This window comes from Ensifer sp. Root558, from assembly GCF_001427045.1.
Taxonomy (GTDB): Bacteria; Pseudomonadota; Alphaproteobacteria; order Rhizobiales; family Rhizobiaceae; genus Ensifer; species Ensifer adhaerens.
Genome location: NZ_LMGC01000012.1, coordinates 539,487 through 554,933 on the forward strand (window position 1 = coordinate 539,487; position 15,447 = coordinate 554,933).

General features: G+C 62.4%; 17 protein-coding genes and 2 tRNA genes. 16 read left to right on the forward strand and 3 right to left on the reverse strand.

From position 1 onward, the window contains the following. Positions 1-122: 122 nt before the first annotated feature. On the forward strand, positions 123-722 hold the full coding sequence (pncA, locus tag ASD63_RS15915) for a bifunctional nicotinamidase/pyrazinamidase (protein WP_034797595.1): 600 nt from the start codon (positions 123-125) through the stop codon (positions 720-722). Between the two features lie 45 nt (positions 723-767). Further along, positions 768-2,072 carry a nicotinate phosphoribosyltransferase gene (gene pncB, locus ASD63_RS15920; RefSeq protein WP_034797014.1) on the forward strand — a complete coding sequence of 435 codons (1,305 nt, stop codon included), beginning with the start codon at positions 768-770 and terminating at the stop codon, positions 2,070-2,072. Between the two features lie 346 nt (positions 2,073-2,418). On the opposite strand, the gene ASD63_RS15925 is transcribed toward pncB, so the two are convergent. Continuing rightward, positions 2,419-3,132, reverse strand: coding sequence for a DNA helicase (locus ASD63_RS15925; protein ID WP_034797013.1), 714 nt, complete (start codon positions 3,130-3,132; stop codon positions 2,419-2,421). A 324-nt stretch (positions 3,133-3,456) separates the two neighbouring features. Continuing rightward, positions 3,457-3,531, reverse strand: a tRNA-Thr gene (locus tag ASD63_RS15930). A 157-nt stretch (positions 3,532-3,688) separates the two neighbouring features. On the opposite strand from ASD63_RS15930, the gene ASD63_RS15935 reads away from it, so the two are divergent. The 10 genes from ASD63_RS15935 to ASD63_RS15980 all read left to right on the forward strand — a co-directional run bounded on the left by ASD63_RS15935 (position 3,689) and on the right by ASD63_RS15980 (position 10,228). Next, positions 3,689-3,934, forward strand: a complete 246-nt coding sequence (locus ASD63_RS15935) for a hypothetical protein (RefSeq protein WP_210333152.1) — start codon at positions 3,689-3,691, stop codon at positions 3,932-3,934. A gap of 259 nt (positions 3,935-4,193) precedes the next feature. Beyond that, on the forward strand, positions 4,194-5,486 hold the full coding sequence (gene murA, locus ASD63_RS15940) for a UDP-N-acetylglucosamine 1-carboxyvinyltransferase (RefSeq protein ID WP_034797010.1): 1,293 nt from the start codon (positions 4,194-4,196) through the stop codon (positions 5,484-5,486). 106 nt (positions 5,487-5,592) lie between these two features. Further along, positions 5,593-6,033 (forward strand): DUF2948 family protein, encoded by a 441-nt coding sequence (locus tag ASD63_RS15945; protein ID WP_034797590.1) that lies wholly within the window; start codon positions 5,593-5,595, stop codon positions 6,031-6,033. A 43-nt stretch (positions 6,034-6,076) separates the two neighbouring features. Then, positions 6,077-7,381: a histidinol dehydrogenase gene (gene hisD / locus ASD63_RS15950; protein WP_034797008.1), complete on the forward strand. Its 1,305-nt coding sequence runs from the start codon at positions 6,077-6,079 to the stop codon at positions 7,379-7,381. Beyond that, on the forward strand, positions 7,378-7,854 hold the full coding sequence (locus ASD63_RS15955) for a UPF0262 family protein (protein ID WP_034797007.1): 477 nt from the start codon (positions 7,378-7,380) through the stop codon (positions 7,852-7,854). The genes hisD and ASD63_RS15955 overlap by 4 nt, the downstream gene beginning before the upstream one ends. Positions 7,855-7,868: 14 nt before the next feature. After that, the gene (locus ASD63_RS15960) at positions 7,869-8,336 is read left to right on the forward strand and encodes a low molecular weight phosphatase family protein (protein WP_034797006.1); all 468 of its coding nucleotides are present in this window, start codon (positions 7,869-7,871) and stop codon (positions 8,334-8,336) included. A gap of 271 nt (positions 8,337-8,607) precedes the next feature. Further along, positions 8,608-8,826 carry a translation initiation factor IF-1 gene (gene infA, locus ASD63_RS15965; RefSeq protein WP_004435948.1) on the forward strand — a complete coding sequence of 73 codons (219 nt, stop codon included), beginning with the start codon at positions 8,608-8,610 and terminating at the stop codon, positions 8,824-8,826. A 147-nt stretch (positions 8,827-8,973) separates the two neighbouring features. Next, complete coding sequence (locus ASD63_RS15970) at positions 8,974-9,594, forward strand: Maf-like protein (RefSeq protein ID WP_034797002.1); 621 nt, start codon at positions 8,974-8,976, stop codon at positions 9,592-9,594. Further along, a complete protein-coding gene (gene yacG / locus ASD63_RS15975; protein WP_051659366.1) occupies positions 9,563-9,811 on the forward strand; it encodes a DNA gyrase inhibitor YacG in 249 nt (82 codons plus the stop codon). The genes ASD63_RS15970 and yacG overlap by 32 nt, the downstream gene beginning before the upstream one ends. A 341-nt stretch (positions 9,812-10,152) precedes the next feature. After that, a tRNA-Phe gene (locus ASD63_RS15980) sits at positions 10,153-10,228 on the forward strand. Positions 10,229-10,305: 77 nt separating this feature from the next. Here the strand turns inward: ASD63_RS15980 and ASD63_RS15985 are convergent. Continuing rightward, positions 10,306-11,205 (reverse strand): LysR family transcriptional regulator, encoded by a 900-nt coding sequence (locus tag ASD63_RS15985; protein WP_034796999.1) that lies wholly within the window; start codon positions 11,203-11,205, stop codon positions 10,306-10,308. Between the two features lie 98 nt (positions 11,206-11,303). Between ASD63_RS15985 and ASD63_RS15990 the strand changes: the two genes are divergently transcribed. The 4 genes from ASD63_RS15990 to ASD63_RS16005 are packed head-to-tail and all read left to right on the forward strand — an operon-like array spanning position 11,304 to position 15,439. Continuing rightward, entirely contained in the window at positions 11,304-12,374 is a 1,071-nt protein-coding gene (locus ASD63_RS15990; protein WP_034796997.1) for a 4-oxalomesaconate tautomerase, read from the forward strand. A 54-nt stretch (positions 12,375-12,428) separates the two neighbouring features. After that, complete coding sequence (locus ASD63_RS15995; RefSeq protein ID WP_234798726.1) at positions 12,429-13,409, forward strand: tripartite tricarboxylate transporter substrate binding protein; 981 nt, start codon at positions 12,429-12,431, stop codon at positions 13,407-13,409. A 1-nt stretch (position 13,410) separates the two neighbouring features. Further along, positions 13,411-13,932 (forward strand): tripartite tricarboxylate transporter TctB family protein, encoded by a 522-nt coding sequence (locus ASD63_RS16000; RefSeq protein WP_082566601.1) that lies wholly within the window; start codon positions 13,411-13,413, stop codon positions 13,930-13,932. Between the two features lies 1 nt (position 13,933). Continuing rightward, positions 13,934-15,439: a tripartite tricarboxylate transporter permease gene (locus ASD63_RS16005; protein WP_034796995.1), complete on the forward strand. Its 1,506-nt coding sequence runs from the start codon at positions 13,934-13,936 to the stop codon at positions 15,437-15,439. Positions 15,440-15,447: the final 8 nt, after the last annotated feature.

Genomic DNA, 15,447 nt, shown 5'->3' on the forward strand with positions numbered 1-15,447 from the left:
ATCTGCCCTTCCGATCTCGGAAGCCTGCGGAACTGGCTTGTCGTCGCTCAAATTCTGTGATTGATCTTGGACTTAAATCGATTTTGGTGATCGATAAGCAGTTGATCGTCCAGAGGTGAATGATGGCGGATAAAGCGTTGATCGTCGTGGATGTGCAGAACGATTTCTGCCCGGGCGGAGCGCTTGGTGTTGCGGGCGGCGACGAGATCGTGCCGATGATTAACGGGCTGATCGGCCGCTTCGAGCATGTGGTTCTGACCCAGGATTGGCATCCGGCCGGCCACTCCAGCTTTGCCTCCAGCCATCCCGGCAAAAATCCCTTCGAAATGATCGCCATGCCCTATGGCGCGCAGACGCTCTGGCCGGATCATTGCGTGCAGGGCAGCGCCGGCGCCGATTTCCATCCGGCGCTCGAATGGACCCGCGCCGAACTTTTGATCCGCAAGGGTTTCCGCGCGCAAATCGACAGCTATTCCGCCTTCTTTGAAAACGACCGCCGGACGCCGACCGGCCTTTCCGGCTATCTCAGGGACCGCGGTATCAAAAAGGTGACGCTCTGCGGGCTCGCGACCGATTTCTGCGTCGCCTTCTCCGCGCTCGACGCGGTGGCGCAGGGATTCTCGACCACGGTCGTTCTCGATGCCTGTCGGGGCATCGACCTCAACGGCTCGCTTCATGCCATGGTGACGCGTATGCGTGATGCCGGCGTCGAGCTGAACTAGCCGAGATGATCTAGCCTCGCCCAAGAGGAAGGAGCAATTTCACCGATGACGAAGACCGATATCGCCAGGCGCGTCTACAATCATGCCTGGAAACTCGACCCGATCGTACGCAGCCTGCTGGACACGGATTTCTACAAGCTCCTGATGCTGCAGATGATCTGGCAGCTCTATCCGGATGTCGATGCGACCTTCTCGCTGATCAACCGCACGAAGACGGTGCGGCTCGCCGACGAGATCGACGAGCAGGAACTGCGCGAGCAGCTCGATCACGCACGCGAACTGCGTTTCTCCAAGAAGGAAATGATCTGGCTTGCGGGTAATACCTTCTATGGCCGCAAGCAGATCTTCTCGCCGGAGTTTCTCGCCTGGCTCGCCAAGTTCCGCCTGCCGGATTATGAGCTGAAACGCAGCGATGGCCAGTTCGAGCTGACCTTCCGCGGCCGCTGGGCGGAGACCACCATGTGGGAGATCCCGGCGCTGGCGATCATCAACGAGCTGCGCTCGCGCTCGGCGATGAAGGGCCTCGGTCCCTTTACCCTCGATGTGCTCTATGCCCGCGCCAAGGCCAAGATGTGGTCCAAAGTCGAGCGGCTGCGGCAGTACCCTAACCTCAGGATCTCCGATTTCGGCACGCGCCGCCGCCACAGCTTCCTTTGGCAGCGCTGGTGCGTCGAGGCGTTGAAGGAAGGGATTGGCAGTTCGTTCTCCGGGACCAGCAATGTCTTGCTCGCGATGGACAACGATCTGGAGGCGCTTGGTACCAACGCACACGAATTGCCGATGGTGGCCGCGGCCCTTGCCCGCAACGACAAGGAACTGGCCGCCGCCCCCTACAAGGTGCTGCAGGACTGGAACCAACTCTATGGCGGCAATCTCCTGATCGTGCTGCCCGATGCCTTCGGCACAGCGGCGTTCCTGCGCGACGCGCCGAAATGGGTGGCGGACTGGACGGGCTTTCGGCCGGACAGCGCGCCGCCGATCGAAGGTGGCGAAAAAATCGTCGCCTGGTGGAAGAAGATGGGACGGGATCCCCGGGAAAAGCTGCTGATCTTCTCCGATGGTCTCGACGTCGACACGATCATCGAGACGTACCGCCACTTCGAGGGGCGCGTGCGCATGAGCTTCGGCTGGGGCACCAACCTCACCAATGATTTTGCCGGTTGCGCGCCGACGGAAATCAGCGGCCTCAGTCCGATCTCGATCGTCTGCAAGGTCAGCGAGGCGGATGGCCGGCCGGCTGTAAAACTCTCCGACAATCCGCGCAAGGCGACCGGTGACCCGGCCGAGGTCGAGCGCTACCTCAAGTTCTTTGGCTCGCAGGATTTCGTTGAGCAGGCGGTTAAGGTCTGACCGCCAAGTAACGCCTAAGTCAAACGACGCCGCGTGCTCAGCGATCTTGCAAAAAAAGAAACCGGCAGGAGCCGGTTTCAAAAGGGGATCAAAGATGTTGCGATTGTCCATCATCGCAATATCAAATCTGGCAGTGGAATCTTAAGGTTGCGTTAATCTGCCAACCTGCCGTTGCATTTTGCTTCTCTAGAATACGAACATGTAGAGAAGGATGATGACGATGAGCGGCACGCCCATAAGCCAGAGAACGATACCTTTCATTGAGAAGCCTCCGCGTTGCTGCCTTTGAAACGATAACGCAGCATCGGGAAATACGTTCCGGGTGTCAGCGAGGCAGGCTCTTGTTTCAGTTTATCGCCAGTAGCCTCGCTTCGCCCTTGTTCAAGAAGTAGGCCTTGTCGAAAAGCCGGAGATCGACGGGGTTCGGCATCCGGATATCGTCCAGGTCCGGAAGTGGTTTCACGGCGGCTTCGAAGGATCGATCGATCTGCGAGATGAAGATGATGATCAGCCCGCGTTGCCGCGCGAATGCCCTCAATTTGCGCACCTGATCGCCAAGAGCGGGATTGTCACGTCGCTGATCGAGAAGCTGGAGGTAATCGACGACCACCAGCGTGCCGGGATCGGCCTTGGACAGCTTGCCGACGATATGGTCGGCGCTGATCGTGTCGGAGCAATCGATCTCGAACAGCGGGGCAAACCGGCCATGGTCGGCCCCGATGGCCGCAAAACGCTCGATGACGTCCGTCACGGTATATTCCAGTGTGAAGAAGTAGGCGCGATGGCCGGCCCTCATCGCCTCTACGGCAAGCTCGAGGCTCTTCAGCGTCTTGCCCTGGCCGGGGCGTGCGCCGAGGACCACGAGATCTCCGGGAGCGAGCTGGGCAAGCATACTCGCCGCGGTGCCGGCAGTCGTTTGTCGTGCCGCAAGCAGGCTCCAAGTGGAGTAGCCCTCCTGAACGGCAATGCGATCAAGTGCTTCATGGAGCGGGATGGCTTCTTCACGGCACAGGCGTTTCGCCCTGCGTTTCAAATGGTAGATCGGTGCAGTCAGTTTCATCGGCAACCTCCTGGTACGAGCGATCGTCGCAGTCCCTCCTTGTGCGCATTGCCCCAACAGTCGGTTCGATGATGAGAGTGCCCGGTATGGAATCTACTTTCCCGATCGGAGGGGGGAGGCGTGGGCGCGCCCGAATCGCAGCATAACGCAGATGGCAGCAGGCGAAAATTGCATCCGATGAGAAATTCTGCGGCCTGGCGCGCGTCTTTCGCGGCGCCCTAGATCCTGCTCGTTTGGGGCGATAGGACAGGCGAAAACATTCGCAGACCGCAAAAGCACGCGGTGCTACGAGCGAGTATCAATTTGATTTCTTTAAGAGAAAACTGGTGCTGCTAGAGAGATTTGAACTCTCGGCCTCTCCCTTACCAAGGGAGTGCTCTACCCCTGAGCTATAGCAGCATCTCGCGGCCGGTTCGTGTGTCAGCCGCATCAAGCGAGGGGGCTATTGCCATAGCTCAGCGGCGAGTGCAAGCCGCAATTCGAAGTTTTTCGCGAAGAGCTGTGAGAAAAGTCACCGGCGCTTCCGAAGACCCTGGTTTTGCGCTATGGCATGGGCATGCAAACAGACGACGAAGAAGGCGGCAAAGCGGTGCCTCCGCCTGACGAACGGCAGGCGGATGGCAAGGTGCGCCAGAAAAAGATAAAGGATACGACCGAGGCGGACCTGAAAAAGGCGCGTCTTGCCAGGAACTTGCGCGACAACCTCATGCGCCGCAAGCAGCAGATGCGGGCGCGCCGATCTGGCGCTGCCGATGACGTCAGCGGTCTTCCTGCCGCAAAAACGGACGAATCCCAAGATTAGTACGGGCAGGAAGCGGCATCGCCGCTTCGTTCTCAATTTGCCGGTGGCATCTCCATCGGCGTTCGATTGCACAGGTTCGTAAATCGGGACCGATCGCGGGGGAAGCCGTGCAGCGACCTAAATGTTACAGCGCCAGGCGTCCGAAGGGATGCGCGGCGTTCAAGGCACTTCTAATTTCGCGGCGTCTCCACTAAAGAGGCGCCTTCAGACAACATCGGATTATTTTGGAAAGGCGGGCCAAGCCCGTTCGAGAGGCCTCATGGATCGCATCAGGATTGTAGGCGGCAACAAGCTCAACGGCGTCATCCCGATTTCGGGCGCCAAGAATGCGGCCCTGCCGCTGATGATTGCGTCGCTTCTGACCGACGACACGCTGACGCTCGAAAACGTGCCGCATCTGGCCGACGTCGAGCAACTGATCCGTATCCTCGGCAACCATGGCGCGGATATCTCCGTCAACGGTCGCCGCGAGCGCCAGGGCGAGAGCTACGCCCGCACCATCCATTTCACCTGCCGCAACATCGTCGACACGACCGCCCCTTACGAGTTGGTCTCGAAGATGCGCGCGAGCTTCTGGGTTATCGGCCCGTTGCTTGCCCGTGAAGGCAAGGCGCGGGTATCGCTGCCGGGCGGTTGCGCCATCGGCACGCGTCCGGTCGATCTCTTCATCGAAGGCCTGCAGGCGCTTTCCGCCAACATCGAGATCGACAGCGGTTACGTCAACGCGACGGCGCCGGCTGGCGGCCTGATCGGCGCGCGCTACACCTTCCCGAAGGTGTCGGTCGGCGCCACCCATGTGCTGATGATGGCAGCGACGCTTGCCAACGGCACCACGGTGCTCGGCAACGCCGCGCGCGAGCCTGAAGTCGTCGACCTCGCCAACTGCCTGAACGCCATGGGCGCCAAGATTACCGGCCAGGGCACCTCGACGATCACCATCGAGGGCGTTCGCTCGCTCTCCGGCGCCCGTCACCGCGTTCTTCCTGATCGCATCGAGACCGGCACCTACGCCATGGCCGTTGCCATGACCGGCGGCGACGTCATTCTCGAAGACACCGACATGGCGCTGCTCGACACGGCGCTGGAAGCGATCCGCCGCGCCGGCGCCGAGATCACCGAGACCAACAGCGGCATCCGCGTCGTGCGCAACGGCGCCGGCATTAAGCCGGTCGATATCGTCACTGATCCCTTCCCGGGCTTCCCGACCGACCTGCAGGCGCAGTTCATGGGTCTGATGACCATGGCGAAGGGCACCTCGCACATCACCGAGACGATCTTCGAGAACCGCTTCATGCACGTGCAGGAACTCGCCCGTCTCGGCGCCAAGATCTCGCTTTCCGGCCAGACGGCGAAAATCGAGGGCGTCGGCCGCCTGAAGGGCGCGCCTGTCATGGCGACCGACCTTCGCGCCTCGGTCTCGCTCGTCATCGCCGGCCTAGCCGCCGAAGGCGAGACCATGGTCTCGCGCGTCTATCATCTCGACCGCGGCTTCGAGCGGCTCGAAGAGAAGCTTACCCGGTGCGGCGCGCACGTCGAGCGCGTCAGCGACTGATTTGAACGGTTGCGCCTGATACCGTTGCGGTTTCAGGCGCAACATCCTATGTCCATTTCAATTGTGGCACGGCAAGATGTGCGGCGAAACGAAAGGAATGGATGGCATGACCGGATTGAAGCTGCTGGCGCTCGACGAGGAGGATCTCGCTGTCGTCTCCGCCCACGTCCAGGATGCCGTGTTCAAGGTTTCGGGCCTGGAATACGACGCGCGTCGCAAGCAGTTTTCTCTCATCGTCAACCGCTTCGTCTGGGAGACGGCCGATGGCAAGCGCCGCTCCTTTGAGCGCCGGCGTGCGGCTCTCCTCTTCAAACGTGTGAATGCAGTGCGCTCCGTCGGCTTCGACCGGCGTGACGGCGAGGCGGTGCTCGATCTGCTGACGCTGAAGTTCGCGCTGCAGGGCGAGGGGCCGGAAGGCACGCTGGAGTTGGTTCTGGCTGGCGACGCCTCGATCGCGCTTGACGTCGAATGCATCGAAACGCAGCTTGCGGATACCGGCGGGGCGTGGGAAACCGCTTTCAAGCCCAAGCATCCCGAAGGCGCTTGACGCTGATCGACCCGACCGACACTGGCATACAAGGACGTCCCCTTTGGCAATCAGGCTCAATTTTCTCGACGGTGACTTCGAACAAAAGTTCGCGGCATTCCTGACGACCAAGCGAGAGGTGTCCGAGGACGTCAATGCGGTGGTCAAGGCGATCATCGACGACGTGCGGGCACACGGTGACGCGGCGCTCGCCGAATACTCCAAGCGTTTTGATGGCGTCGATTTCCAGACGACGCCGATGGCGGTCAGCGCCGTCGAGATCGATGCAGCGATCCAGGCGGTCGAGCCGGAAGTTCTCGGCGCGCTAAAGGTCGCCGCCACCCGCATCGAGGCGCACCATGCCCGCCAGCGCCCGAAGGACGATATCTACCAGGACGCCATGGGCGTCGGCCTCGGCTCGCGCTGGACGGCGGTCGATGCCGTCGGCCTCTATGTGCCCGGCGGCACCGCGAGCTATCCGAGCTCGGTGCTGATGAACGCGCTGCCGGCAAAGGTTGCCGGCGTGTCCCGCATCGTCATGGTAGTGCCGGCAACCGGCGGCAAGGTCAACCCGGCGGTGCTGGCTGCTGCACGCCTTGCCGGCGTCGAGGAAATCTACCGCATCGGCGGCGCGCAGGCTGTGGCCGCCCTTGCCTATGGCACCGAGACGATTGCACCGGTTGCCAAGATCGTCGGCCCGGGCAATGCCTATGTGGCTGCGGCCAAGCGCCAGGTCTTCGGCACGGTCGGCATCGACATGATCGCCGGCCCCTCCGAAGTGCTTGTTATTGCCGACAAGCACAACGATCCGGACTGGATCGCTGCCGATCTTCTCGCCCAGGCCGAGCACGATGTCGGCGCCCAGTCGATCCTGATCACCGACGATGCGGATTTCGGCCAGGCGGTCGAGAGCGCAGTCGAGCGGCAGCTGAAAACTCTGCCACGCGCCGAAACGGCGTCGGCAAGCTGGCGCGATTTCGGCGCCGTCATCCTCGTGCCCGATCTTGAGAAGGCCGTGCCGCTCGCGAACCGCATCGCTGCCGAACACTTGGAGCTGGCGCTTGCCGACCCCGAGCCGATGGTGGCCAAGATCCGCAATGCCGGCGCGATCTTCGTCGGTCGCCACACGCCCGAGGTCATCGGCGACTATGTCGGCGGCTCCAACCACGTGCTGCCGACCGCTCGTTCCGCGCGCTTCTCCTCCGGCCTTGGGGTGCTGGATTACATGAAGCGCACGTCGATCCTGCGGCTTGATGCCGAACAATTGCGGATCCTCGGACCGGCGGCCATCGTGCTGGCAAAATCCGAAGGCCTTGAGGCCCATGCGCGCTCCGTCGCCATTCGCCTCAATCTCGGGGACGCTGGATGAAGGCGGACCGCAACCAGCGTCTCTGCGATGTCGTTCTGGACGAGACCATCGGCCGCTCGACCCCTGACGTGGAGCATGAGCGCGCGGTTGCGATCTTCGACCTGCTCGAAGAAAACCTGTTCGAGCCGGTCGGCCATCCAGGCGGCCCCTATAAGCTCAATCTCTCGCTCGTCGACGCCAAGCTCGTCTTTGCGATCTCGACCGACAAGGGCAGCGACGTCGCCACCCATATTCTGTCGCTGACGCCGTTCCGCCGGATCGTGAAGGACTACTTCATGATCTGCGAAAGTTACTACGAAGCGATCCGCTCGGCGACGCCGAGCCAGATCGAGGCGATCGACATGGGGCGCCGCGGCATTCACAACGAGGGTTCGCAGACGCTGATGGATCGCCTCTCCGGCAAGATCCGGCTGGACTTCGATACCGCCCGCCGCCTGTTCACGCTCGTCTGCGTGCTCTACTGGCGCGGGTGAGGGCGGCGACCGGCATGGCGGGAACCGAGGCTCAGCGCTTGAAAATGCCCCGCTCGGTCCTCTTCATGTGCGGCATGAACGCTATTCGCTCGCCGATGGCCGAAGCGCTCGCCAAGGCGGCGCTGCCGGCCGGAACCTATGTCGCCTCCGCCGGCGTGCGGCATGGCGAACGCGACCCCTTCGTCGACGTGGTCATGGCCGAAGTGGGCCTGAGCCTCGGTCGCCACCAGCCGCATACGCTCGATGAACTCGAGGATGACTATTTCGACCTTATCGTCACGCTGGCGCCGGAGGCGCATCACAAGGCGCTCGAATTGACGCGCTCCATGGCCGTCGACGTGGTCTACTGGCCGACGCCGGATCCGACGGTGGCTGCCGGCACGCGCGAGCAGATCGTCGATGCCTACCGCGCCGTGCGCGATCACCTATCGACGCTGATCAATCATCGGTTGATCGGCTCCAGGAAGTCGGAAGACGCTTGAGAGTGTTGCGAAAAATCCCGGCGCGGTCTGCAGTCTCCGTCGCTTCCATGCCGGCGTAAATCTCGATCGATTTAAGACTAGAGACATGGAGCGGTACGAAGTGCTATAGCGGCTTCGCGCTTCTGATCCGACGCGCGGCACAGTAGCCCGTCACAAAAGCGCAAAAGCCGGTCTTAGATGGTTCACAAATCCTCGTCGATTGTGTAGTTTCCGGCGAATTTTTCGGGATACCTGACGGTTCCCTAAACAAAGATAGAAAGAACAGTCCTACATGGCGAAAGAAGAAGTCCTTGAATTTCCGGGCGTGGTCACCGAATTGCTTCCGAATGCGACCTTCCGCGTGAAGCTCGAAAACGAGCATGAGATCATCGCTCACACTGCTGGTCGTATGCGCAAGAACCGCATTCGCGTGCTTGCCGGCGACAAGGTTCTCGTTGAAATGACCCCGTACGACCTTACCAAGGGCCGTATCACCTACCGCTTCAAGTAAGCCGCTCCGGCTCTTAGCAATTCCTGGAGCATTTCCGCTTCTTCTTCGAATCGCGAAAACGCTCTAACCTTTGGTTGGATTGCAATTCCAGACGTAAACCGCCTATCGCATTTTGCTGGAATTGCTCTGGAGTGACGGCTCGTTCCGATGACAGTGGCCAAGAAACTGATACTTGCGTCCGGTTCGCCGCGTCGCGTCGAGCTTCTGGCGCAAGCCGGCATCGAGCCCGCGCGCCTGATGCCGATGGATCTCGATGAGACGCCGAAGCGTGCCGAACATCCGCGTTCGCTCGCAAGGCGCCTGTCGGCAGAAAAGGCGCGAGCGGCGCTTGCTGCAGTCAAGGGCGAGGCCGGCTGGGACGGAAGCTACATTCTGGCAGCCGATACGGTCGTTTGCGTTGGCCGCCGCATCCTGCCGAAACCGGAACTCGTCAGCGAAGCCTCGAGCGCGCTGCATCTTCTTTCCGGCCGCAGTCATCGCGTCTACACCGGCGTCTGCCTGATCACCCCGGACAAGACCGTGCGCCAGAAGGTCGTCGACACCAAGGTGCGCTTCAAGCGCCTGTCCGGTTTCGATATCGAAAGCTATCTCGCCTCGGGCCAATGGCGCGGCAAGGCGGGCGGCTACGGCATCCAGGGCATCGCCGGCAGCTTCGTGGTCAAGCTCGTCGGCTCCTACAGCAACGTCGTTGGCCTGCCGCTTTACGAAACCGTCAGCCTGCTTGTCGGCGAAGGCTATGACGTGCACAATCGTTGGCTGGAAGGCTGAACGAGTGACCGACGAAACGAAGAAAAGCGCTTCGAACGTTGCGCCCCTGCGCGCACCGCGCCCGTGTCCGGAATGTGGCCGGCCGTCGCATCGGGAACACTATCCCTTCTGCTCCGACCGCTGCCGCAACGTCGACCTCAATCGCTGGCTCTCCGGCTCCTACGCTATTCCGGTCGCCGACGACGAGGCGAAGGCCGACGACGGCGACGACCGCTAGGCGTACCGCTGCGGCCGGACCCGCCGGTCCGGCTTTTCCTTCCCCACATCCTCTTTGCCGCGAACGACGCCTCGAAGATCCTCGCGCGTCACCGGGTGCGTGCAATCATCTTTTTCGGCTTCCAACGGCCACTTTCCACGAAAAATGGACCAGGGAGAGAATGCGATCTCTCTGAAACTCCTCGCTTTTTCGGCGTTTCGATTGTCCACAGGATTTCGGTCAAAAAACTTTCATTTGGCGCTGGACACCGCCGAACAAGATGCTATAACCCCGCTCGTTCCCAGGGCAAACACAAGCGCCCCGATGGTTCCGAAAGGAGCCGATGCCCGAAACGGCAGGATGCCCGGATAGCTCAGTTGGTAGAGCAGCGGATTGAAAATCCGCGTGTCGGTGGTTCAAATCCGCCTCCGGGCACCATCTTTCTTCTCGAAGATCTTGGTTCCTTCAAGCGCTGGCGTGTCGTTTCCTTGCGTCCACTATGCGGCTGCGCTCCCTCAATACGTCGTCCACTCCTGCACCAGCATCTCGCGAAAGCGGATGGCGGCCGGTGATAGTCTGCCGCCGCGGCGTTCGACGAGGCCGATGGTGCGGCTGACGGTGGGGGCGGTCAGCGGCACGGTGGCGATCACTGGGTGTTCGACCTGGGGTGTGGCCAGCCGCGGCATCACGGAGATGCCGAGGCCCGCCTCGACGAGGCCGAGCGAGGTCGACAGGTGGTTGACCTCGTAGAACCAGTTGAGCTGCACCTGGGCCGTTGTAAGCGCCCGGTCGAGCACGGCACGGTTGCCGCTGGTCTTGCTGACCCCGATCAGCGGGTGGCCGGTCAGATCCGCCCAGGTCAGTTGCTTCGAGGTCGCCAGCGGATGATCGCGGCGGCAGGCGAGCACGAACGGGTCGTCGACGAGCGGCGTGAAGCTGAGATCAGGGCGCGCCGCCCCAGTGATGTTGATGCCGAATTCGACCTCGCCGTTGGCGACCGCATCAAGCCCCTCATTGGCCGAGAGATCGAGGATTCGGAAGCGGATACCCGGGAATTTCTCGTTGAAGGATTGCACAACCCTGGGAAGAAAATAGAAGGCCGCGGTCGGGACCGAGGCGATGGTGACCTGGGCGCGGTGTCGCCCACCGAGGTCGCTGATCGAGAGGATCGATTCCTCGAATTCGTCGACCAGACGCCTGACCAGTGGCAGAAGCTCCCGCCCGACCTGCGTCGGCGCCACGTGCCGGGTCGTGCGTTCGATCAACTGCGCGCCGACGGAGGCTTCAAAGCCCTTGATCCGCCGTGAAAGCGCAGGTTGTGAAAGATTGAGCTGGCGGGCAGCTTCGTTGAACGAGCCGAGGTCGAGTACGGCGAGAAAAGCCTTGAGGTCGAGGAATTCGAAATTATTGCGCATATCGGAATAATTACGCCATTCTTTGCATTTCACAACAGATTTGATCCGTGAGATCCCTCCGATCAGCCGGTTGCGGCCGGTTCGAAGGAGCATGCGGAATGGATGACTTGATCAGGATACCCTGCGTGATGATGCGCGGCGGAACGTCGAAGGGACCGTTTTTTCTGTCTCGCGATCTTCCGGCTGATCCCGTCGAGCGCGACCGCCTGCTGATCGAAATCATGGGCTCCGGCCACCCGCTGCAGATCGACGGTCTCGGCGGTGGCAACTCGCTGACGAGCAAGGTCGCGATCGTCGGTCCGTCGAGCCGTCCGGAAGCTGATGTCGATTATCTCTTCGCCCAGGTGAAGGTGCTGGAGCGCAGCGTCGATACGGCGCCGAACTGCGGCAACATGCTCTCGGCCGTCGGCCCGTTCGCCATCGAGGCCGGCCTGGTTCTGCCGACCGGCGACGAAACGGTCATCAAGGTTCACAACGTCAACACCGGCAAGATCATCGACGCCCGCATTCAGACCCCCGGCGGCGCGATCGCCTATCAGGGAGAGGCCGCCATCGACGGCGTGCCGGGCAAGGCCGCCCCTGTCTATCTGGCCTTTCGCGATGCGATCGGCGCCAAGACCGGCCGACTGCTGCCGAGCGGCAAGGCGACCGATGTCATTCTCGGTCTTGAAGTAACGCTGCTGGACGGCGCAACGCCGGTGGTGATCATCACCGCCGAGGATATGGGCTACAGCGGCTCGGAGCCCGCTGCAGCTTTCGACGCCGATGCGGCTTTCATGGCCCGGCTCGAGGAAATCCGGCGGGAGGCCGGAAGGCTGATGGGGATGGGGGATGTCAGCCAGTCGGTTCTGCCGAAGCCGGTGCTGATCGGGGCGCCCGCGAGCGGCGGCGATCTGGCCGTGCGCTATTTCACGCCCGCCAATTGCCACACCGCGCTTGCAACGACCGGTGCCGTGAGCCTCGGTTTGGCGGCAACGATCCCGACCGGCCTCGTGGGTCGGCGTTTTCCGGAGCTTTCGCTGCCGGCGACGCTCGCCTTCGAGCACCCGACCGGTGAACTGCGGGTGAGGGTCGAGAAGGCAATAGGAGACAATAGCCCGACTGTGTCTGTGATGCGCACCACGCGTCGGCTGTTTGAAGGTGCGGCTCTTGTTCGCAAAGACGCTTAGGGTCTTGCAGAGCAACGTGTCGCGAATGCATTAACGAACTGGGAGGAGAACAAAATGCCCATGAAATTTACCCGTCGCGTCGCCCTGGCCCTGTGCGGGGCCGCCATGACCATGTCGGTCGCAGCCCCTATGATGGCGCAGGATGCGTATCCGTCCAAGCCGATCACGCTGGTGGTTTCCTATGCCGCCGGCGGCGGCACAGATGCCATCGCCCGCGTCTTTGCCGCGCGGCTTGAAAAGGCGCTCGGCGGTCGCGTCATCGTCGAAAACCGGCCGGGTGCCGCCGCCAACCTTGGAACCGAAGTCGCCGCTGCGGCTGATCCCGACGGCTACACCCTGCTGATCGGCAATCAGGGCCCGATGGTCGTCAACCCGCATATCTTCAAGCTGAAGGCCGATCCGGGCACGGACCTCGATCCGATCGCGATGATCGCGGATGCGTCCCTCGTCGTCGTTGTCGGACCATCGCTCAAGGTCAACACGCTCGGCGAACTGGTCGAGGCGGCCAAGTCCGGCGAGCTGGTCTATGGTTCGGCCGGCAACGCCTCGGCCAGCCATCTCGGCGCGCTGCTGCTCGGCCAGACCGCCGGCATCAAGGTCAGGCACGTTCCTTACAAGGGCGCAGGCCCGGCGGTGAACGATCTCGTCGGCGGCCACATTGACTTCATGGTCACCACCATTCCCTCGGCGATCGGGCTGATCGAGAGCGGCACGCTGAAGGCGCTTGCCGTCACCGGCGACAAGCGCTTTGCGAGCCTGCCGGATGTGCCGACCGCCATTGAAGCCGGCGTTCCGGGCTACACGGCCTCGGCCTGGTATGGCCTCGTCGGTCCGAAAGGCATGCCGGCGGACGTAAAGTCGAAGCTCGAGGCGGCGACGACCGAGACGCTCAGCGATGCCGACGTGCTCGACAAGCTGAAGAACGACGGCGCCGTGCCGTCCTCCATGGGCCCCCAGGCCTTTGCCGATTTCATGGCCAAGGAGCGCGCGCGCTGGGGCGACGTGGTGAAAGCGGCCGACATCAAGGTCGAGTAAGATGGAAGCCACGTCCACGAACACTGAAACCGAGCCCTCTGCGGGAGGGCTCGGCCGGGAGAGGCTTGCCGGCATCGTGCTGGTCGGCCTCGGCGGGCTTGGCCTGTGGGCCGGCTCCGATCTGCCCTTCATGACCTCGGAAGGCGTCGGCTCGGGGCTGATGCCGCGGCTGCTTTCCCTCGTCATCCTGGGGCTCGGGCTCCTGCAACTGGTGCTGAGCCGAAAGGATCCGGGGCCTTCGACCGGCCGCTGGGCGATCCGCGAGACGATCCCCGTCATCCTCGGCGTCGTTCTCTTTGCCGTTACGGTGCGTGGCTATCATCTCGGTCCGGTTACCATTCCCGGTCTCGGCCTCTCGATCGCCTGTCCGCTGGCGGTCGTCGCTTCCGGCCTGGCCGCGCGCGATGCCCGCCTTGGCGAACTTCTTGTCTTTGCCGCCGTGCTAACAGCCTTCTGCATCGGCCTCTTTCGCTATGCGCTCGGGCTTTCGGTTCCCGTTGCGCCCTGGCTTCTAGGATACTGAGATGCTGGACGTCTTTATCAATCTCGGCCTCGGCATGACCGTGGCGTTCACCCTGCAGAACATCGCGCTCTGCTTCATCGGCTGTCTCATCGGCACGCTGGTGGGCGTGTTGCCGGGCGTCGGCCCGGTTGCCACCATCGCGATCCTGCTGCCGGTCACCCTCTCGCTCGATCCGACCGGCTCGTTGATCATGCTCGCCGGCATCTATTACGGCGCCCAGTACGGCGGCTCGACCACGGCGATCCTCGTCAACATTCCCGGTGAGGCAACCGCGGTCGTCACCGCCATCGACGGCCACAAGATGGCCCAGAAGGGCCAGGCGGGGCTTGCGCTCGGCCTGGCGGCGATCGGTTCGTTCTTTGCCGGCACGGTTGCCACCATCGTGATTGCCGCTCTCGGCGTTCCGATGACGCGCATGGGCCTTCTCTTCGGCCCGACCGAGTATTTTTCGCTGATGATCATGGGCCTCGTTTTTGCCGTCGTGCTGGCGCACGGCTCGCTTCTGAAGGCGGTTTCGATGATCCTCATCGGCGTGCTGCTCTCCTGTGTCGGCGCCGATATGGAAACGGGTCGCGAGCGCATGACCTTCGGCCTTGAAATGCTCCAGGACGGCATCGAATTCGTCGTGCTGGCCATGGGCATCTTCGGCTTCGGCGAGATCTTCAAGAACCTTGCCGATCCGGAATCCCGCGATGTCGTGCGCAGCCGCATCGGCCGCCTGTGGCCGACGCTGAAGGAGCTGAAGGATAACTTCCCGCCGATCCTGCGCGGCACCTTCCTCGGCTCTGTCCTTGGCGTTCTGCCGGGCAACGGCGCGATCCTCGGCCCCTTTGCCAGCTATGCGGTGGAAAAGCGTATGTCGAAGCGGCCGCAGGACTTCGGCCATGGCGCACCGGCGGCCGTCGCCGGCCCGGAAAGCGCCAACAATGCCGGCGCGCAGACCTCGTTCATCCCGCTTCTCACCCTCGGCCTGCCGCCGAATGCGGTGATGGCGCTGATGGTGGGCGCGATGATGATCCAGGGCATCGTGCCCGGGCCACAGGTGATCGAGCGCAATCCGGAACTGTTCTGGGGGCTCATCGCCTCGATGTGGATCGGCAACCTCATGCTGGTCATCATCAACCTGCCGCTGATCGGTCTGTGGGTGAAGCTGCTGCGCGTGCCCTATCGCCTCCTGTTTCCGGCCATCGTCTGCTTCTGCTGCATCGGCCTCTACTCGATCGCCAACGATGCGGCCCAGGTAATGATGGCCGCCCTGTTCGGGATCATCGGCTACGCCCTCTACAAGCTCGAATTCGAGCCTGCGCCGCTGGCGCTCGGCTTCGTGCTAGGCCGCTTGCTCGAGGAGAAGCTGCGCCAGTCGCTGATCATCTCCGGCGGCAGCCCGCTGACCTTCCTGCAATCGCCGCTGTCGGCAATTCTGCTGGCGATCGCCGTCATGGCGCTTGTGATCGCCATCTCGCCGTCGATGCGGCGAAACCGCGACGAGGTCTTCAAGGAAGCCTAAGGTTTGCT